This window comes from Streptomyces sp. HPF1205 (assembly GCF_020400825.1).
Taxonomy (GTDB): Bacteria; Actinomycetota; Actinomycetes; order Streptomycetales; family Streptomycetaceae; genus Actinacidiphila.
This window is the reverse complement of the sequence record NZ_JAINVH010000004.1, coordinates 24,751-43,808: the sequence shown is the minus strand read 5'-3', so window position 1 is coordinate 43,808 and position 19,058 is coordinate 24,751. Positions and strand designations below refer to the sequence as shown.

The 19,058-nt window shown below is 71.8% G+C and carries 16 protein-coding genes; 14 read left to right on the top strand and 2 right to left on the bottom strand.

Features of this window, described 5'->3' with window-relative positions; genetic code table 11:
* Positions 1 to 8: 8 nt before the first annotated feature.
* From yajC to K7G61_RS06070, 5 genes are all read left to right on the top strand, one after another.
* Positions 9 to 518, top strand: coding sequence for a preprotein translocase subunit YajC (gene yajC, locus K7G61_RS06090; RefSeq protein ID WP_225845625.1), 510 nt, complete (start codon positions 9 to 11; stop codon positions 516 to 518).
* Positions 519 to 595: 77 nt separating this feature from the next.
* Entirely contained in the window at positions 596 to 2,386 is a 1,791-nt protein-coding gene (secD, locus tag K7G61_RS06085) for a protein translocase subunit SecD (RefSeq protein ID WP_225845624.1), read from the top strand.
* Positions 2,386 to 3,573, top strand: coding sequence for a protein translocase subunit SecF (gene secF, locus K7G61_RS06080; protein WP_225845623.1), 1,188 nt, complete (start codon positions 2,386 to 2,388; stop codon positions 3,571 to 3,573). Before secD ends, secF begins: the two co-directional genes overlap by 1 nt.
* Positions 3,574 to 3,713: 140 nt before the next feature.
* Positions 3,714 to 4,274 (top strand): adenine phosphoribosyltransferase, encoded by a 561-nt coding sequence (locus K7G61_RS06075; protein WP_225845622.1) that lies wholly within the window; start codon positions 3,714 to 3,716, stop codon positions 4,272 to 4,274.
* A gap of 204 nt (positions 4,275 to 4,478) precedes the next feature.
* Positions 4,479 to 6,944 (top strand): bifunctional (p)ppGpp synthetase/guanosine-3',5'-bis(diphosphate) 3'-pyrophosphohydrolase, encoded by a 2,466-nt coding sequence (locus tag K7G61_RS06070; protein WP_263983969.1) that lies wholly within the window; start codon positions 4,479 to 4,481, stop codon positions 6,942 to 6,944.
* 127 nt (positions 6,945 to 7,071) lie between these two features.
* Here K7G61_RS06070 and K7G61_RS06065 read toward each other — a convergent pair whose 3' ends face one another.
* Positions 7,072 to 8,301 carry a DUF349 domain-containing protein gene (locus tag K7G61_RS06065; RefSeq protein ID WP_225845621.1) on the bottom strand — a complete coding sequence of 410 codons (1,230 nt, stop codon included), beginning with the start codon at positions 8,299 to 8,301 and terminating at the stop codon, positions 7,072 to 7,074.
* A gap of 203 nt (positions 8,302 to 8,504) precedes the next feature.
* On the bottom strand, positions 8,505 to 9,362 hold the full coding sequence (locus tag K7G61_RS06060) for a peptidylprolyl isomerase (protein ID WP_225845620.1): 858 nt from the start codon (positions 9,360 to 9,362) through the stop codon (positions 8,505 to 8,507).
* A 401-nt stretch (positions 9,363 to 9,763) separates the two neighbouring features.
* On the opposite strand from K7G61_RS06060, the gene K7G61_RS06055 reads away from it, so the two are divergent.
* The 9 genes from K7G61_RS06055 to ruvX all read left to right on the top strand — a co-directional run bounded on the left by K7G61_RS06055 (position 9,764) and on the right by ruvX (position 19,016).
* A complete protein-coding gene (locus tag K7G61_RS06055) occupies positions 9,764 to 10,474 on the top strand; it encodes an MBL fold metallo-hydrolase (protein WP_225845619.1) in 711 nt (236 codons plus the stop codon).
* 11 nt (positions 10,475 to 10,485) lie between these two features.
* Complete coding sequence (gene hisS, locus K7G61_RS06050; protein WP_225845618.1) at positions 10,486 to 11,748, top strand: histidine--tRNA ligase; 1,263 nt, start codon at positions 10,486 to 10,488, stop codon at positions 11,746 to 11,748.
* Between the two features lie 129 nt (positions 11,749 to 11,877).
* Positions 11,878 to 12,537 (top strand): vitamin K epoxide reductase family protein, encoded by a 660-nt coding sequence (locus tag K7G61_RS06045; protein ID WP_225845617.1) that lies wholly within the window; start codon positions 11,878 to 11,880, stop codon positions 12,535 to 12,537.
* 66 nt (positions 12,538 to 12,603) lie between these two features.
* Positions 12,604 to 13,959: a replication-associated recombination protein A gene (locus K7G61_RS06040; protein WP_225845616.1), complete on the top strand. Its 1,356-nt coding sequence runs from the start codon at positions 12,604 to 12,606 to the stop codon at positions 13,957 to 13,959.
* A gap of 336 nt (positions 13,960 to 14,295) precedes the next feature.
* Complete coding sequence (rpsD, locus tag K7G61_RS06035; RefSeq protein WP_225845615.1) at positions 14,296 to 14,907, top strand: 30S ribosomal protein S4; 612 nt, start codon at positions 14,296 to 14,298, stop codon at positions 14,905 to 14,907.
* A 134-nt stretch (positions 14,908 to 15,041) separates the two neighbouring features.
* Positions 15,042 to 15,482 carry a DUF948 domain-containing protein gene (locus K7G61_RS06030; protein ID WP_225845614.1) on the top strand — a complete coding sequence of 147 codons (441 nt, stop codon included), beginning with the start codon at positions 15,042 to 15,044 and terminating at the stop codon, positions 15,480 to 15,482.
* A gap of 5 nt (positions 15,483 to 15,487) precedes the next feature.
* Complete coding sequence (locus tag K7G61_RS06025) at positions 15,488 to 15,859, top strand: DUF6167 family protein (RefSeq protein ID WP_225845613.1); 372 nt, start codon at positions 15,488 to 15,490, stop codon at positions 15,857 to 15,859.
* Positions 15,859 to 18,528 (top strand): alanine--tRNA ligase, encoded by a 2,670-nt coding sequence (gene alaS / locus K7G61_RS06020; RefSeq protein WP_225845612.1) that lies wholly within the window; start codon positions 15,859 to 15,861, stop codon positions 18,526 to 18,528. The genes K7G61_RS06025 and alaS overlap by 1 nt, the downstream gene beginning before the upstream one ends.
* Positions 18,529 to 18,551: 23 nt before the next feature.
* Positions 18,552 to 19,016, top strand: coding sequence for a Holliday junction resolvase RuvX (gene ruvX / locus K7G61_RS06015; protein ID WP_225845611.1), 465 nt, complete (start codon positions 18,552 to 18,554; stop codon positions 19,014 to 19,016).
* The last annotated feature ends 42 nt before the right edge of the window (positions 19,017 to 19,058 follow it).

Genomic DNA, 19,058 nt, shown 5'->3' with positions numbered 1-19,058 from the left:
TCCAGACCGTGAGTCCCCTGATCCTCATCTTCATCGTCATGATCGGCGTCATGTTCCTCATGACCCGTTCGGCCAGGAACAAGCAGCGCCAGGCCTTGGAAATGCGCAACAAGATGGAGCCGGGCTCCGGTGTCCGCACCATCGGCGGCATCTACGCGGTGGTGAAGGAGGTCAACGAGGAGACGGTTCTCCTGGAGCTCACGGACGGCGTGCACGTGCACTTCGCCAAGAACGCCATCGGGACCGTGCTGTCGGAGGACGAGTTCAACCGGATCGTGCACGGCATCGAGCCGGAGGAGCCCGAGGACGCCGAAGGCGCCGAGGGCACGCGGGAGGACACCGCCGACGCGGCCCGGGACGCCGCCGGCGGCGCGCACGACGACGGGACGGGGACCGCCGCGGGCGCGAAGGACGAGCACAGCGAGCACGACGAGCACGTCGACCTGAAGAAGACCGGGGAGGCCGCGGAGCACAACGGCTCCGGAGCCGGCACCGGAGCCGGCGCCGACTCGAAGTAGGCGGCGGGCTCTCACTCAACTCGACCCCACCCCGTGAGCGCTCGGCTCGGGGCGGTACAACAGGGAGAAACAAGAAGGTGGCAGCAGCCAACAAGGGCCGCAGGTCCTCGGGGAGCCAGGGATACCCCGGGCGTGCTCTGGCCGTGATCCTCGTCGCCCTGGTGGCACTGACCGGAGGCATCTTCATCTCCGGCCAGCGGACGCCCCGCCTCGGCATCGACCTCGCCGGTGGTGTCAGCATCACGCTCACCGCGAAGCCCCATCAGGGCAACGCGGTCACCAAGGCCAACATGAACACGGCGGTTGACATCATCAACCGCCGTGTCAACGGTCTCGGTGTCTCCGAGGCGGAGGTGCAGACCGAGGGATCCGACAACATCATCGTCAACATCCCCAAGGGCACCAACGCCGACCAGGCCGAGCAGCAGGTCGGCACCACCGCCCGGCTGGACTTCCGCCAGGTGCTCGCCGTGCAGGACGGCCAGCCCGCGAAGGCCTCCCCGAGCTCCTCGCCGAGCGGCAGCCCGAGCCCGACGCCTTCGAAGTCCGCGACCACGGCGCCCGGTTCCTCCGCATCCCCGAAGGCCGGCTCGAAGGCCACGTCCACCCCGACGTCGAGCTCCTCCCCGCAGGGCCGGGCGGTCACCGACGCGCTGAAGTCCGCCGCGGACAAGGCACCCGCCAAGGCCCCCACCCCGCTGCCCACCGGCAGCCCGTCGGCGCCGACGAGCCCCGGCGCCACGGGCGCCACCGGCGACCTGTCGATCCCCGCGGCCCTGCAGCAGAAGTTCGCCGCACTGGACTGCACGAACTCCATCGCGCTGGGCAAGGCCCGCGCGGCGAACGGCCCCAAGGACAAGGTCGTCACCTGCGGCCAGGAGGGCGGCCACTGGTACAAGTACGTGCTCGGCCCCACCCTGATCGACGGCAAGCGGGTCTCCGGCGCCAACGCGGCCTTCGACACTCAGGGCGGCAACGGCTGGGTGGTCAACCTGACCTTCGACAGCAAGGGCGCCGGCCAGTTCACCAAGGTCACCGGCGACCTGGCCTCCCAGCAGCAGCCGAACAACCAGTTCGCCATCGACCTCGACGGTGACGTCGTCTCGGCGCCCCGCGTCTCGCAGGCCCTGCCCGGCGGCAGCGCCCAGATCTCCGGCAGCTTCACCCAGAAGTCCGCCCAGGACCTGGCCAACGTGCTGAAGTACGGTTCGCTGCCGGTGGCCTTCGGCGTCTCCGACAAGACCACCGTCTCCCCGGCCCTCGGCAACGAGCAGCTGCGCGGCGGCATGATCGCCGGTGCGGTCGGCCTGGCGCTGGTGGTGCTCTACCTGCTGCTGTACTACCGCGGCCTGAGCTTCGTCGCGGTCCTCAGCCTGATGGTGTCGGCCGCGCTGACCTACACGATCATGTGCCTGCTCGGCTCGGCGATCGGCTTCGCGCTCAACCTGCCGGCCGTCTGCGGCGCGATCGTGGCCATCGGTATCACCGCGGACTCGTTCATCGTGTTCTTCGAACGCATCAGAGACGGGCTGCGGGAGGGCAGGTCGCTGCAGCCCGCGGTGGCCCGCGGCTGGCCGCGCGCCAGGCGCACCATCCTGGTGTCCGACTTCGTGTCCTTCCTGGCAGCCGCCGTCCTGTACGTGGTGTCGGTCGGCAAGGTCCGGGGCTTCGCCTTCACCCTCGGCCTGACCACAGTGCTCGACGTCGCCGTGGTCTTCCTGTTCACCCTGCCGCTGATGAAGATCCTGTCCAGGCGCCCCTTCTACGCCCAGGGCCACAAGTGGTCCGGGCTCAACCCGGAGAGCCTGGGCGTCAAGGCGCCGCTGCGCCGCGTCCGCCGCCAGCACACCGAGACGAAGGAAGCCTGATGTCCAAGCTCGGCACTCTCGGTCACCGCCTGCACCGCGGCGAGGTCAGCTACGACTTCGTCGGGAAGCGGAAAATCTGGTACTCGTTCTCGATCCTGGTCACGATCGTCGCGATCATCGGCCTGGCCGTGAACGGCCTCAAGGAGAGCATCGACTTCTCCGGCGGCGCCGTCCTGAACACGCCCAAGACGTCGATCTCGGTCAGCGACGCCCAGCACCGGATCGCCGGCGACACCGGCGGCCGCACCGCCACCGTCCAGAAGCTCGGCAACGGCAGCCTGCGCATCCAGATCAGCGGGCTGACCACCGACGAGTCCAAGACGGTCCAGCGGGACATCGCCAAGGACCTCGGCTTCACCCCGTCGAAGATCGACGCGGAGATCGTCGGCCCGAGCTGGGGCAAGGAGATCACCAGGAAGGCCGTCGAAGGCCTGATCATCTTCCTGGTCCTGGTGGTGATCTACCTCGGCATCGCCTTCGAGTGGCGCATGGCGGCGGCCGCGCTCATCGCGCTGCTGCACGACCTCACGATCACCACCGGCGTGTACGCCATCGTCGGCTTCGAGGTCTCGCCCGGTACGGTCATCGGTCTGCTCACGATCCTCGGTTACTCCCTCTACGACACCGTCGTCGTCTTCGACGGTCTGAAGGAAGCCAGCAAGGACATCACCAAGCAGAACCGCTTCACGTACAGCGACGTCGCCAACCGCAGCCTGAACAGCACCCTGGTGCGGTCCATCAACACCACGGTGGTGGCCCTGCTGCCGGTCGCCGCGCTGCTGTTCATCGGCGGCGGCATCCTCGGCGCCGGCATGCTCAACGACATCGCCCTCGCGCTGTTCGTCGGCCTGACCGCCGGTGCCTACTCCTCGATCTTCATCGCGACCCCGATCGTCGCGGAGTTCAAGGAGCGCGAGCCGCAGATCAAGGCGCTGCGCAAGCGGGTCCTGGCCAAGCGGGCGGCCGACGCGCGCAAGGCCGCCGAGGGCCCGGCCGGGCAGGACGAGGCGGAGGACGGCGACCTCGCGGACGCCGCGTCCGACGACGACGGCGATGTCGACGCGGACGCCGCCCCCGCCGCGGCGGGCGCGGGCGCCCAGGGCCCGTCGTCGGTGAGCCGCACGACCCGCAGCCAGCCCAGCCGGGCCGGCCGCGGCCGCAACCGCCCCTCCGGCAAGCGCCGCTGAGCGCCGGCCCCGCCGGCGAGCACCGCTGACGCATCCCGTCGCCGCCCGGACCACCACCAGGTCCGGGCGGCGACGGCTGTCACGGGCCGGCCGGGCGCGCCGGGTACGTTGTACGAGACGAACCGAACGAAAGCAGTGAGATGACCACGACGGAAGCCGCCTCCGCCGAGCTGCGGGACCTGCTGATCACCCGCATCCGGGACGTGCCCGACTACCCCACGCCCGGGGTGGTCTTCAAGGACATCACCCCGCTGCTCGCCGACCCGGTGGCCTTCAACGCCCTGGTGGACGCCCTGGCCGGGCTGTGCGCCCGGCACGCGGCCACGAAGGTCGTCGGCCTGGAGGCCCGCGGCTTCATCCTCGCCGCTCCCGCGGCCGCCCGTGCCCGGCTCGGCTTCGTCCCGGTCCGCAAGGCGGGCAAGCTGCCCGGCGCCACGCTGGCGCAGTCGTACGAGCTGGAGTACGGCTCCGCCGAGATCGAGGTGCACACCGACGCCTTCACCCCGCAGGACCGGGTGCTGGTCATCGACGACGTGCTGGCGACCGGCGGCACCGCCGAGGCGTCCCTGGAACTGGTGCGCCGCTGCGGCGCCACCGTCGCGGGGGTCGCGGTGCTGCTGGAGCTCGGCTTCCTGGGCGGCCGCGAGCGGCTCGCCCCGGCACTGGACGGAGCCCCGCTCGACTCCCTCGTGGCCGTCTGACCGCCACTCCCAGGGCGCCCCTGGACGCCCTGAGAGCCCCTGACGGCCTCTGCCCGCTCCCGGGGCGACGCCGGGCCCCCGGAGCGGCGCCAGGGGCGTGTACGGGGGCGTACGGCTCCCGCGGCGGATGCCCGTACGCTCCGGGCGCCCGTCTCGCGCCGCAGGTCGATACCATGGGACTCCCCCCTCGCGTGAGGAGTGCTCTTGCCAGACGAGGTCCAGCGACTCGACGCCGCCGGCGCGACGGAGCCCGCCGCCGTGGCCGGGGCGGCGGACGTCCCGGCGGAGAGCGGGCAGTCCGCCGCGAAACCCGCGCCGCCCGCCGTCCGGCCGGTGCGCACGCCGGGCAGTGTCGCGCCCACCCGCCCCGGAGCCTCCTCCTCCCGGGTGCGCGCCCGCCTGGCCCGGCTCGGTGTGCAGCGCTCCACCCCGTACAACCCCGTACTGGAACCGCTGCTGCGGATCGTGCGGGGCAACGACCCCAAGGGCGACAGCGCCCAGTTGCGGCAGATCGAGCGGGCGTACCAGGTCGCCGAGCGCTGGCACCGCGGGCAGAAGCGCAAGAGCGGCGACCCGTACATCACCCACCCGCTGGCCGTCACCACCATCCTCGCCGAGCTGGGCATGGACCCGGCCACCTTGATGGCGGGGCTGCTGCACGACACGGTCGAGGACACCGAGTACGGCCTGGACCAGTTGCGGCGTGACTTCGGCGACCAGGTGGCGCTGCTGGTCGACGGGGTCACCAAGCTGGACAAGGTCAAGTTCGGCGAGGCCGCGCAGGCCGAGACGGTGCGCAAGATGGTCGTCGCGATGGCCAAGGACCCCCGGGTCCTGGTCATCAAGCTCGCCGACCGGCTGCACAACATGCGGACCATGCGCTACCTCAAGCGCGAGAAGCAGGAGAAGAAGGCCCGCGAGACCCTGGAGATCTACGCCCCGCTGGCCCACCGGCTGGGCATGAACACCATCAAGTGGGAACTGGAGGACCTCGCCTTCGCGATCCTCTACCCCAAGATGTACGACGAGATCGTCCGCCTGGTCGCCGAGCGCGCCCCCAAGCGCGACGAGTACCTGGCCGTCGTCACCGACCAGGTGCAGCAGGACCTGCGCGCGGCCAGGATCAAGGCCACCGTCACCGGCCGCCCGAAGCACTACTACAGCGTCTACCAGAAGATGATCGTCCGCGGCCGCGACTTCGCGGAGATCTACGACCTGGTGGGCATCCGCGTCCTGGTCGACACCGTCCGGGACTGCTACGCGGCGCTCGGCACCATCCACGCGCGGTGGAACCCGGTCCCCGGCCGGTTCAAGGACTACATCGCGATGCCGAAGTTCAACATGTACCAGTCGCTGCACACCACGGTGATCGGGCCCAGCGGCAAGCCGGTCGAGCTGCAGATCCGCACCTTCGACATGCACCGCCGCGCGGAGTACGGCATCGCCGCGCACTGGAAGTACAAGCAGGAGGCCGTCGCCGGGGCCTCCAAGGTGCGCACCGACAGCCCGCGTTCGGACAAGAAGGACGACGCGGTCAACGACATGGCGTGGCTGCGGCAGCTGCTGGACTGGCAGAAGGAGACCGAGGACCCCGGCGAGTTCCTGGAGTCGCTGCGGTTCGACCTGTCGCAGAGCGAGGTCTTCGTCTTCACGCCCAAGGGCGACGTCATAGCGCTGCCCGCGGGCGCCACCCCGGTGGACTTCGCGTACGCCGTGCACACCGAGGTGGGCCACCGCACGATAGGCGCCCGCGTCAACGGCCGTCTCGTACCGCTGGAGTCGACCCTCGACAACGGCGACACCGTGGAGGTCTTCACCTCCAAGGCGCCCGGCGCCGGACCCTCCCGGGACTGGCTGGGCTTCGTCAAGTCGCCGCGGGCCCGCAACAAGATCCGTGCCTGGTTCTCCAAGGAGCGCCGCGAGGAGGCCGTCGAGCAGGGCAAGGACGCCATCGCCCGCGCGATGCGCAAGCAGAACCTGCCCATCCAGCGGGTGCTGACCGGCGACTCGCTGGTCACCCTCGCGCACGAGATGCGCTACCCCGACATCTCCGCGCTCTACGCGGCGATAGGCGAGGGCCACATCACCGCGCAGTCCGTCGTGCAGAAACTGGTGGACGCGCTCGGCGGCGAGGACGGCGCCACCGAGGACATCGCGGAGATCACCACCCCCTCGCCCGGCCGCAGCAAGCGGCGGGCCACCGCCGACCCCGGCGTCATCGTCAAGGGCGAGAGCGACGTGTGGGTCAAGCTCTCCCGGTGCTGCACCCCCGTACCGGGCGACCCCATCATCGGCTTCATCACCCGCGGCAACGGCGTCTCGGTGCACCGCGCCGACTGCGTCAACGTCGAGTCGCTGTCCCAGCAGCCGGAGCGGATCATCGACGTCGAGTGGGCGCCGACCCAGTCCTCGGTGTTCCTCGTCGCGATACAGGTCGAGGCCCTCGACCGCTCCCGCCTGCTGTCCGACGTCACGCGGGTGCTGTCCGACCAGCACGTCAACATCCTGTCCGCGGCCGTCCAGACCTCCCGCGACCGGGTCGCCACCTCCCGCTTCACCTTCGAGATGGGCGACCCCAAACACCTGGGCCACGTCCTGAAGGCGGTACGGGGAGTGGAGGGCGTGTACGACGTCTACCGGGTCACCTCGGGCCGGCAGCAGCAGCGGTAGGCGCCGCGGCGCACGGCGAACGCACGGAAAACGCCGGACGGGCCACGAAGGTCCGTCCGGCGTCTCGCGCGGACGCCGGCCCGGGGCGGACCCCGGACCGGCGCGGGCCGTCAGCCGGTCGACCGGATCAGCCGCCGAACTCCCGCATCCCCTTGAGCGCCTGGTCCAGCAGCGCCTGCCGGCCATCCAGCTCGGACTGGAGCTTGTCGGCCTTGGCGTTGTTGCCGGCCGCGCGCGCCGCGTCGATCTGTGCCCGCAGCTTGTCGACCGCGGCCTGGAGCTGGCCGGTCAGCCCGGCGGCACGGGCCCGTACCTCCGGGTTGGTGCGCCGCCACTCGTTCTCCTCGACCTCCTGCAGGGCCCGCTCGACGGCGTGCATCCGCCCCTCGATCCGCGGCCGGGCGTCGCGCGGCACGTGGCCGATCGCCTCCCAGCGCTCGTTGATCGAACGGAACGCGGCCCGGGCCGACTTCAGGTCCGTCACCGGCAGCAGCTTCTCCGCCTCGGCGACCAGTTCCTCCTTGGCGGCCAGGTTGTCGCGCTGCTCGCTGTCCCGCTCGGCGAACACCGCCGAGCGGGCGGCGAAGAACACGTCCTGGGCGCCGCGGAAGCGGTTCCACAGATCGTCCTCGGCCTCGCGCTGGGCGCGGCCCGCGGCCTTCCACTCCGCCATCAGCTCGCGGTAGCGGGCTGCGGTCGGCCCCCAGTCCGTGGAGTCCGACAGCGCCTGCGCCTCGGCGACCAGCTTCTCCTTGGTCCGCCGCGCCTCCTCGCGCTGCGCGTCCAGCGACGCGAAGTGCGCCTTGCGCCGCTTGGAGAACACCGAGCGGGCGTGGCTGAAGCGGTGCCACAGCTCGTCGTCGGCCTTGCGGTCCAGGCGCGGCAGGCCCTTCCAGGTGTCCACCAGCGCGCGCAGCCGCTCGCCCGCGGACCGCCACTGCTCGCTCTCCGCGAGCTGCTCGGCCTCGGCGACCAGTTGCTCCTTGGCGGTCCTGGCCTCCTCGTGCTGCTTGGCCCTGGCCGCCTTGCGCTCCTCACGCCGGCTGTCCACCAGCGCCACCAGCGCGTCCAGCCGTGCGTCCAGCGCCGCCAGGTCGCCGACCGCGTGGCCCTCGGCCACCGCGGCCCGCAGGTGCTCGATGGCCGTCAGGGCTTCCTTGGGCGCGAGATCGGTGGTCCGCACCCGCCGTTCCAGGAGGCCGATCTCCACGACGAGCCCCTCGTACTTGCGCTCGAAGTAGGCCAGGGCCTCCTCAGGAGCGCCCGCCTGCCACGAGCCGACCTCCTTCTCGCCGTCGGCCGTACGCACGTACACGGTCCCCGTCTCATCGACGCGGCCCCACGGGTCGCTGCTCACAGCGCCTCCTCCACGTGATGCCCCGCCGAAGCGCGCCCGGCGGGCATCGTCCACAGTTTCCTCCGGTCTGGCCGACGGCCCCGACCGGTCCAACCGCCAACATAGGCGACCAGTGACCCGGCTGTCCGCATCCGATACCGCCCCAATCGGAATTGGTGCCGATCAGCGACCTTGCGGGAGGCCGGGGCGGTGGGCGGCGGCGGTCAGGACTTGGTCACGGTCGCCTTGTCGATCACCACGGTGGCGTTCGGGGCGCCGTCGCCGGGGCCGCTGCTGTCGTTCTCGCCCGCCTTGGCGATCTTGTCCAGCACCTTCATGCCGTCCGCGCCGATGGTGCCGAACGGGGTGTACGAGGGCGCCAGCCGGCTGTCCTTGTAGACCAGGAAGAACTGGCTGCCGCCGGAGTGGGGCGCGCCCGTGTTCGCCATCGCGACGGTGCCCGCCGGGTAGACCACCTTGCCGTCGGCGGACGCCTTGCCGAACGCCGACAGGTTCTCGTCGGGGATGGTGTAGCCGGGGCCGCCGCTGCCGTCCCCCTTCGGGTCGCCGCACTGCAGGACGTAGATGTGGTCCGTGGTCAGCCGGTGGCACTTGGTGTGGTCGAAGAAGCCCTGGCCGGCCAGGAAGGCGAACGAGTTGACGGTCTGCGGCGCCTTCGCCGCGTCCAGCGTCAGCGGGATCGTGCCGCAGGTCGTCCGCAGCGTGAACGTGTACGTGGCGGACTTGTCGATCGACAGGGCCGGCGCGGAGTGCCACTGCTGGGTCCCCGGGGCGCCCTTGGCGGGCTTGGCGCACGGGTCGGGCGCCTTCGCGCCGGCCGAGGCGGACGGGGAGGTGGAGGCCGACGGGGTGGCGGCCGCGTTGTCGCCGCTCTTCTTCTTGTCGCTCTTGAACGCCCCTGCCGCGAAGGCCGCGCCCGTGCCCGCCACGGCGACCGCCACCACGGCGGCGATCACCGAATTGCGCACCCGGGCCTTGCGCCGCTGCTCCAGCCTGCGCTGCTGCTGCCGCTCGAACTTCTCCCGGGCGAGCTGCCGCCGCCGCTGTTCCTTGGTGACCACTTCGCCGTCTCCGTCGTTGAATCGTTGATGCCGGTGATGTCGTTGCCGTTGGTGTTGCTGCTGTCGTTCGCCGTCAGTGCTGTCGCTGTTGCCGGTGCTTGCCAGTGCTGTCGGTGCTGTCAGTGCTTGCCACTGCTCGCCAGTGCTGTCGTTGCTGCCACTGTTTTCGTTGCCGTCGGCCGTGCCCCGTGGCCGGGCACGTGCCGTGCGGGGCCGACGCGCCGTGTGCGCAGATCTTCGCGTCCCGCGCGCGTGCCGTCCAGCCCGCCGCACCGCACGATACGAGGCGCGGCTGTGCGCGATACGGGTTCGCCGCCGCCGCACGCCCGCCGGTAGGCTTTCGACCTGCCGACACCGCCCCCGGGGCCACCGCCCCGGACCAGGACTACCGAAGGACGAACGTGCTGATCGCCGGGTTCCCCGCCGGGGCCTGGGGCACCAACTGCTACGTGGTCGCCCCCGCCGCCGGTGAGGAGTGCGTGATCGTCGACCCGGGCCACCTCGCGGCCCAGGGCGTCGAGGACATGCTCGCCAAGCACCGACTCAAGCCCGTCGCCGTCATCCTTTCCCACGGCCACCTGGACCACGTCGCCTCGGTGATCCCGGTGTGCGGCGCCCACGGCGTGCCCGCCTGGATCCACCCCGGGGACCGGGACATGCTCACCGACCCGGCCAAGGGGCTCGGCCGCGCGGTCGGGCAGCAGCTCCTGGGCGACCTGACCGTCGGCGAGCCCGACGACCTCAGGGAGCTGACGGACGGCGCCCGCCTGTCCCTGGCGGGCCTGGAGTTCGAGGTCTCCCACGCGCCCGGCCATACCAAGGGGTCGGTGACGTACAGGCTGCCCGAGGCCGCCGACATCCCGTCGGTGCTGTTCTCCGGCGACCTGCTGTTCGCCGGCTCCGTCGGACGCACCGATCTGCCCGGCGGCTCCACGGCCGAGCTGTACGAGTCGCTGGCCCGCGTGTGCCTGCCGCTCGACGACTCGACCGTCGTGCTGTCCGGCCACGGACCCCAGACCACCATCGGCCGCGAACGCGCCGCCAACCCCTACCTGGCGGAGGCGGCCCGCGGCGCGGGAGCCGCCGACGCGGCTCCACGACGAGGATTGTGACGAGACCTGCCGTGAGCACGTTCCAGGCCCCCAAGGGCACCTACGACCTGCTGCCGCCCGACTCCGCCGTCTATCTCGCGGTGCGCGAGGCGATCGCCGCCCCGCTGCGCCGCGCCGGATACGGCTACGTGGAGACCCCCGGCTTCGAGAACGTCGAACTCTTCTCCCGCGGCGTCGGCGAGTCGACCGACATCGTGACCAAGGAGATGTACACCTTCACCACCAAGGGCGGCACCCGGCTCGCCCTGCGGCCCGAGGGCACCGCGTCCGTCCTGCGCGCGGCCCTGGAGGCCAACCTGCACAAGGCCGGGAACCTGCCGGTCAAGCTGTGGTACAGCGGCTCCTACTACCGCTACGAGCGCCCGCAGGCCGGCCGCTACCGCCACTTCTCCCAGGTCGGCGCCGAGGCGATCGGCGCCGAGGACCCGCTGCTGGACGCCGAGCTGATCGTGCTGGCCGTCGACGCCTACCGGTCGCTGGGCCTCAGCGACTTCCGGCTGCTGCTGAACACCCTCGGCGACAAGACGTGCCGCCCGGCCTACCGGGCCGCCCTTCAGGACTTCCTGCGCGGCCTCGACCTGGACGAGGACACCCGCAAGCGGATCGAGATCAACCCGCTGCGGGTGCTGGACGACAAGCGCGCGGCGGTACGTGCCCAGCTCACGGGCGCTCCGCGGATCGCCGACCACCTGTGCGAGGAGTGCAAGGCGTACCACGAGCAGGTGCGCGAGCAGCTCACCGCGGCCGGGGTCCGGTACGAGGACGACCCGCACCTGGTCCGCGGGCTCGACTACTACACCCGCACCACCTTCGAGTTCGTGCACGACGGGCTCGGCTCGCAGTCCGCGGTGGGCGGCGGCGGGCGCTACGACGGGCTGTCGGAGATGATCGGCGGCCCCGAGCTGCCCTCGGTCGGCTGGGCGCTGGGCGTGGACCGCACGGTCCTCGCGCTCAAGGCGGAGGGCGTGGAGCTGCCGCTGCCCCGGGCCACCGACGTCTACGCGGTGCCGCTGGGCGAGGAGGCCCGCCGCGCCCTGTTCACCGCGGTCACCGCGCTGCGCCGGGACGGGGTCGCCGCCGACCTCGCGTACGGCGGCCGCGGCATGAAGAACGCCATGAAGTCCGCCAACCGCTCCGGTGCCCGGTTCGCCCTGGTGGCCGGCGAACGCGACCTGGCCGACGGCGTGGTCCAGCTCAAGGACCTCGACAGCGGGGAGCAGACGCCGGTCCGGCTCGACGAGCTCGTCGCCACCGTCAAGGAACGGCTGCGCTGATCCGCTCGAACGGGTAGAGAAGGGCTCTCGTACGTGTACGGGGGCCTTTCGGCCTTATAGCGTCCACAGGGTGCTCGTGCACAATTGGGGAAGCCCGCTCACCCCCACGGACCGAGAAGAACGGCGGCCATGACGACATCCGCGCTTGACGACGAGACACGAACGGACGGCGGCAGCGAGCAGCACGAGCCGGAGGGGATCGCGGCAGGACGCGCCTACACCTGGCTGCTTCTGATCTGCGGCGCCCTGGGCCTCGTCGCGTCCTTCGTGATCACCGACGACAAGTTCAAGTTGTTGCAGGCCAAGGTCGAGGGCAAGACCTACACCCCCGCGTGCAGCCTGAACCCGATCATCTCCTGCGGCAACGTCATGCAGAGCCCGCAGGCCCACGTCTTCGGGTTCCAGAACCCGATCATCGGCCTGGTCGCCTTCCCCGTGGTGATCGCCGTCGCCATGGGCGCCTTCGCCGGAGCCCGCTACAAGACGTGGTACTGGCTGGGCCTGCAGGCCGGCGGCCTGTTCGGCGTCGTCTTCTGCTCCTGGCTGCAGTACCAGACGCTGTACAACATCGGCTCCCTGTGCCTGTGGTGCAGCCTGGCGTGGGTCGTCACCATCGCCGTCTTCTGGTACACGCTGGTCCACAACATCAAGCACCGCGTCATCAAGATCCCGGCCGGCGCCCGCGCGCTGGTGCTGGAGTTCCACTGGGTGGTCCCCGTGCTGTGGTACGGGATCATTGCCACGCTGATCCTGGCCCGCTGGTGGTCGTACTGGAAGACGCTGGTCTGACCGGCCGTCCCCCGCGGGCCCGGCGGCCCGGCCGGGCTGTCACAGGTGTGGCTTACGCTGCAGTACGTGGAGCCAGACCTGTTCACCGCCGCCGCCGAAGCCCGTCAGGAGCGTGATCCCGGGGCCAGCCCGCTCGCCGTCCGGATGCGTCCGCGCACGCTGGACGAGGTCGTGGGGCAGCAGCACCTGCTGCGCCCGGGTTCGCCGCTGCGGCGCCTGGTGGGGGAGGGCGGCGGTGGTCCCGCCGGCCCCTCGTCGGTGATCCTGTGGGGTCCGCCGGGCACGGGCAAGACCACCCTGGCGTACGTGGTCAGCAAGGCCACCAACAAGCGCTTCGTGGAACTGTCCGCGATCACCGCCGGGGTCAAGGAGGTCCGGGCGGTCATCGAGAGCGCCAAGCGCGAGTCCGGCGGCTACGGGCGGGAGACCGTGCTGTTCCTGGACGAGATCCACCGCTTCAGCAAGGCCCAGCAGGACTCCCTGCTGCCCGCCGTCGAGAACCGCTGGGTGACGCTGATCGCGGCCACCACCGAGAACCCGTACTTCTCGGTGATCTCCCCGCTGCTGTCCCGCTCGCTGCTGCTGACCCTCGAACCGCTCGGCGAGGACGCCGTGCGCGACGTGGTGCGCCGGGCGCTGAGCGAGGAGCGGGGCCTCGGCGGGGCGGTGACGCTGCCGGAGGACGCCGAGGCGCACCTGCTGCGGATCGCCGGCGGTGACGCCCGCCGCGCGCTGACCGCCCTGGAGGCCGGCGCGGGAGCGGCGCTGGCCAAGGGCGCGACCACCATCACCCTGGCGACCCTGGAGGAGTCGGTCGACCGGGCCGCGGTCGCCTACGACCGGGACGGCGACCAGCACTACGACGTGGCGAGCGCCCTGATCAAGTCCATCCGGGGCTCGGACGTGGACGCCGCGCTGCACTACCTGGCGCGGATGATCGTCGCGGGCGAGGACCCGCGCTTCATCGCCCGGCGGCTGATGATCTCCGCCAGCGAGGACATCGGGCTGGCCGACCCGACCGCGCTGCCCACCGCCGTGGCCGCCGCGCAGGCCGTGGCGATGATCGGCTTCCCCGAGGCGTCGCTGATCCTCAGCCACGCCACCATCGCCCTCGCCCTGGCCCCCAAGTCCAACGCCGCCACCACGGCGATCGGCGCCGCGCTCGCCGACGTACGCGACGGCAAGGCGGGCCCCGTGCCGCCGCACCTGCGCGACGGCCACTACAAGGGCGCGGCGAAACTCGGCCACGCCCAGGGGTACGTCTACCCGCACGACGTGCCCGGGGCCATCGCCGCCCAGCGCTACCTCCCCGAGGAACTCGCCGGCCGTCAGTACTACGAGCCGACGCGCTACGGCGCGGAGGCGCGGTACGCCGACGTGCTGGAGCGGGTGCGCGAGCGGCTGGCCGGCACCGAGGAATGAGCGCGCGGAGCGGGCCCGTGCCGTGGACCCGTGCAGTGAGCGCGCGGAGTGGACCCGAGGAATGAGCGCGCCGAGTGGGCCCGGGCGGTGAGCCCGCGCCGGCCGCCCGGCACGGCGGTCGGCCGCCCCGCGGCCGGGAATGGCCGGCGCGGGAGGCGGGTTACTGTGGTCAAGGAGTGTGCGCACGCCGCGCGGCCGAGGGCCGGCGCGGCGTTTCCTCAGCTACGGGACGCGGCTGACCAGGGCCCGCACGTCGGGCATGGGGTTCCCGGGCCGAACCACGCACCCTCTTCGGCTAAGGTAAGCCTTACCTAATTACACGGAGGTTCGACGCACGTGAATCAGTCGCGTCCCAAGGTCAAGAAGTCGCGGGCGCTCGGCATCGCGCTCACCCCCAAGGCGGTCAGGTACTTCGAGGCCCGTCCCTACCCGCCGGGCGAGCACGGCCGCGGCCGCAAGCAGACCAGCGACTACAAGACCCGCCTGCTGGAGAAGCAGCGGCTGCGGGCGCAGTACGACATCAGCGAGCGGCAGATGCTGCGCGCGTACGAGCGCGCCAAGAAGGTCCAGGGCAAGACCGGTGAGGCGCTGATCGTCGAGCTGGAGCGCCGGCTGGACGCGCTGGTGCTGCGCGCCGGGCTGGCCCGCACCATCTACCAGTCGCGGCAGATGGTCGTGCACGGCCACATCGAGGTCAACGGCCGCAAGGTCGACAAGCCGTCCTACCGGGTGCGCCCCGAGGACGTCGTCCAGGTCCGCGAGCGGTCCCGCGAGAAGACCCCGTTCCTGGTGGCCCGCGAGGGCGGCTGGGCCGGTGACGGCGAGACCCCCCGTTACCTGCAGGTCAACCTGCCGCTGCTCGCCTTCCGCCTCGACCGCGACCCCAACCGCCACGAGGTCCCGGTCGTCTGCGACGAGCAGCTGGTCGTCGAGTTCTACGCCCGCTGACCTTCGCCGGGTCACGACCGCCGCTCCGCCGGGCCCCCGAGGGAACGGGGCGGCAATGCGGTACGGGTGCGCAGGTCCGGCGCGATAGGGTCGGAGTCCTGTCGGCGGGTCTCGAAGGCGAGGGAGAGCGGCGCGTGTCCGGTGGAGAGGTGGCCGGCCTCATCGTTGCGGTGTTCTGGGCGATCCTGGTGTCGTTCCTGGCCGTCGCGCTGGTACGGCTCGCCCAGACGCTCAGGCGCACCACCGAGCTGGTCGCCGGGATCACCGAGCAGGCGGTCCCGCTGCTCGGCGAGGCGAGCGCCGCGCTGCGCGAGGCGCACACCCAGCTGGACCGGGTGGACACCATCACCGCGGAGGTGGCCGAGGTGACCGCCAACGCCTCCGCGCTGTCGTCCACGGTCGCAACGGCGTTCGGCGGCCCCCTGGTGAAGGTCGCCGCGTTCGGCTACGGGGTGCGGCGCGCGGTGGGCCTGCGGACCGGCGACGCGGGCCGGGCCGGGACCGGCACCGCCGCGGCAGGCAAAACGCTGCCCGCCAGCAGGCGCGGCGGCCGACGCAACCGCTCCAAGGACTGAGGCCCATGTTCCGCCGCCTGTTCTGGTTCCTCACCGGCGCCGCCACCGGAGTGTGGGCCACCGCCAAGGTGCGCCGCGCGATGCGCCGGCTCAGCCCGGACAGCCTCGCCGCGACCGCCGCCGACCGCGCCCTGGAGACCGGCGCGCGGCTGCGGCTGTTCGCCCAGGACGTGCGGGCCGGCATGGCGCAGCGGGAGGGCGAACTGCACGACGCGCTGGGCCTGCGCACCGGCGCCGCCCTCCCGGGCGGCGCGGAACCCAAGGGCCTGACCGCCCCCGACCACGGCCCGGGCCTGCCCGCCCGGGACGGCGACCTCCCGGCGCAGCGCCGGGGCCTGACGTACGACGGGTACGAGAACCGGAAGGACGAACACTGATGGAGTCGGCAGAAATCCGCCGCCGCTGGCTGCGCTTCTTCGAGGAGCGCGGGCACACCGTCGTGCCGTCGGCGTCGCTCATCGCCGACGACCCGACGCTGCTCCTGGTTCCCGCGGGCATGGTCCCCTTCAAGCCGTACTTCCTCGGCGAGGTCAAGCCGCCCTTCGACCGCGCCACCAGCGTCCAGAAGTGCGTGCGCACCCCGGACATCGACGAGGTCGGCAAGACCACCAGGCACGGCACGTTCTTCCAGATGTGCGGCAACTTCTCCTTCGGCGACTACTTCAAGGAAGGCGCCATCAAGTACGCCTGGGAGCTGCTGACCACGCCCCAGGACAAGGGTGGCTACGGACTGGAGCCGGACCGGCTCTGGATCACCGTCTACGAACAGGACGACGAGGCCGAGCAGATCTGGCGCGACGTCATCGGCGTGCCCGCCGAGCGGATCCAGCGCCTCGGCATGGGCCCCAACTTCTGGTCCATGGGCGTGCCCGGCCCCTGCGGCCCCTGCTCCGAGATCAACTACGACCGCGGCCCGGAGTTCGGCCCCGAGGGCGGCCCGGCCGTCAACGACGAGCGGTACGTGGAGATCTGGAACCTGGTCTTCATGCAGTACGAGCGCGGGCCGGGGGAGGGCAAGGAGGACTTCCCGATCCTCGGCGACCTGCCCGCCAAGAACATCGACACCGGTCTCGGCCTGGAACGCCTCGCGATGATCCTGCAGGGCGTGCACAACATGTACGAGACGGACACCCTGCGGGTCGTCATCGACAAGGCCACGGAACTGACCGGCGTGCGCTACGGCGAAGCCCACGACAGCGACGTCTCGCTGCGCGTCGTCGCCGACCACATGCGCACCGCCATGATGCTCATCGGCGACGGCGTCGTGCCCGGCAACGAGGGCCGCGGCTACGTCCTGCGCCGCATCATGCGCCGCGCCATCCGCAACATGCGGCTGCTGGGCGCGCACGAGGCGGTGGCCGCCGAACTCATCGACGTGGTCCTGACCACCATGGGCGAGCAGTACCCGGAACTGCTCACCGACCGCAAGCGCATCGAGTCCGTGGCGCTCGCCGAGGAGGCCCGCTTCCTGAAGACGCTGGCCGCCGGCACCAACATCCTGGACACCGCCGTCACCGAGACGAAGTCGGCCGGCTCCCGCGTGCTCCCCGGCGAGCAGGCGTTCCTGCTCCACGACACCTGGGGCTTCCCCATCGACCTCACCCTGGAGATGGCCGCCGAGCAGGGCCTGTCCGTGGACGAGGACGGCTTCCGCCGGCTGATGAAGGAACAGCGCGACCGCGCCAAGGCCGACGCGCGCGCCAAGAAGACCGGCCACGCCGACATGTCCGCCTACCGTGAGGTCGCCGACCGGTCGGGCACCACCGAGTTCACCGGCTACACCCGCGACAGCAACGAGGCCACCGTCGTCGGCCTGCTGGTCGACGGCGTGCCCTCGCCCGCCGCCACCGAGGGCGACGAGGTCGAGGTCGTGCTGGACCGCACCCCCTTCTACGCCGAGGGCGGCGGCCAGCTCGCCGACACCGGCCGGATCAGGGTGGAGGGCGGCGCCGTCGTCGAGGTCCGCGACGTCCAGCAGCCGGTGTCCGGGCTGAGCGTCCACAAGGGCGTCGTCCAGGTCGGCGAGGTCACCGTGGGCGCGAACGTCCTGGCGCAGATCGACCTGGTGCGCCGCCGGGCCATCGCCCGCGCCCACAGCGCCACCCACCTCACCCACCAGGCGCTGCGCGACGCGCTCGGCCCCACCGCGGCCCAGGCCGGCTCCGAGAACTCGCCCGGCCGCTTCCGCTTCGACTTCGGCTCGCCGACCGCCGTCCCCGGCACGGTCCTCACCGACGTCGAGCAGAAGATCAACGAGGTGCTGGCCCGCGAACTCGACGTGACCGCCGAGGTGATGCCGATCGCCGAGGCCAAGAAGCAGGGCGCGATCGCCGAGTTCGGCGAGAAGTACGGCGACCGGGTGCGGGTGGTCACCATCGGCGACTACTCCAAGGAGCTGTGCGGCGGCACCCACGTGCACAACACCGCCCAGCTCGGGCTGGTCAAGCTGCTCGGCGAGTCCTCCATCGGCTCCGGCGTGCGCCGGGTCGAGGCCCTGGTCGGCGTCGACGCCTACTCCTTCCTGGCCCGCGAGCACACCCTCGTCTCCCGGCTGACCGACCTCGTCAAGGGCCGCCCCGAGGAACTGCCCGAGAAGATCGCCGGGATGCTGACCAGGCTCAAGGACGCCGAGAAGGAGATCGAGCAGTTCCGCGCCGAGAAGGTGCTCCAGGCCGCCGCCGGGCTCGCCGGATCCGCCGCCGACGTCAAGGGCGTCGCGCTCGTCACCGGCGCGGTGCCGGACGGTACGAGCGCCGACGACCTGCGCAAGCTGGTCCTGGACGTCCGCGGGCGCATCACCGGCGGCCGCCCCGCCGTGGTCGCCCTGTTCACGGTGTCGGGCGGGCGTCCGCTGACCGTCGTGGCCACCAACGAGGCCGCCCGCGACCGCGGCATCAAGGCCGGTGAGCTGGTCCGTACCGCCGCCAAGACCCTCGGCGGCGGAGGCGGCGGCAAGGACGACGTCGCCCAGGGCGGCGGCCAGAACGCGGCTGCCGTACCGGAGGCGATCGAGGCCGTCCAGCGCCTGGTGGCGGACAAGGCGTGACGCGAGGGGGCGAGGGAGGAACGATGCGGCGCGGACGGCGGCTCGCCGTGGACGTCGGGGAAGCCCGGATCGGGGTGGCCTCGTGCGACCCCGACGGGATCCTGGCCACACCCGTGGAGACCGTGCCCGGGCGGGACGTGCCCGCCGCGCTGCGCCGCCTCGCCGCCCTCGTGGCGGAGTACGAGCCCCTTGAGGTCGTCGTCGGGCTGCCGCGGTCGCTGAACGGCTCCGAGGGCCCGGCGGCGGCCAAGGCCCGGACCTTCGCGGGGAATGTGGCGAAAGTCATCGCACCGGTCCCGGTCCGCCTCGTCGACGAGCGGATGACCACCGTGACGGCCACTCAGGGCCTGCGGGCATCCGGCGTCAAGGCGAAGAAGGGACGCTCCGTAGTGGACCAGGCGGCGGCCGTCATCATCCTCCAGAGCGCGCTGGAGGCCGAACGGGTGTCCGGCAAAGCTCCGGGCGAGACCGTCGAAGTGGCCACCTGATCGCGGTACGGTAACGTTCCGCGCGACACGGCGGCGCCCTGG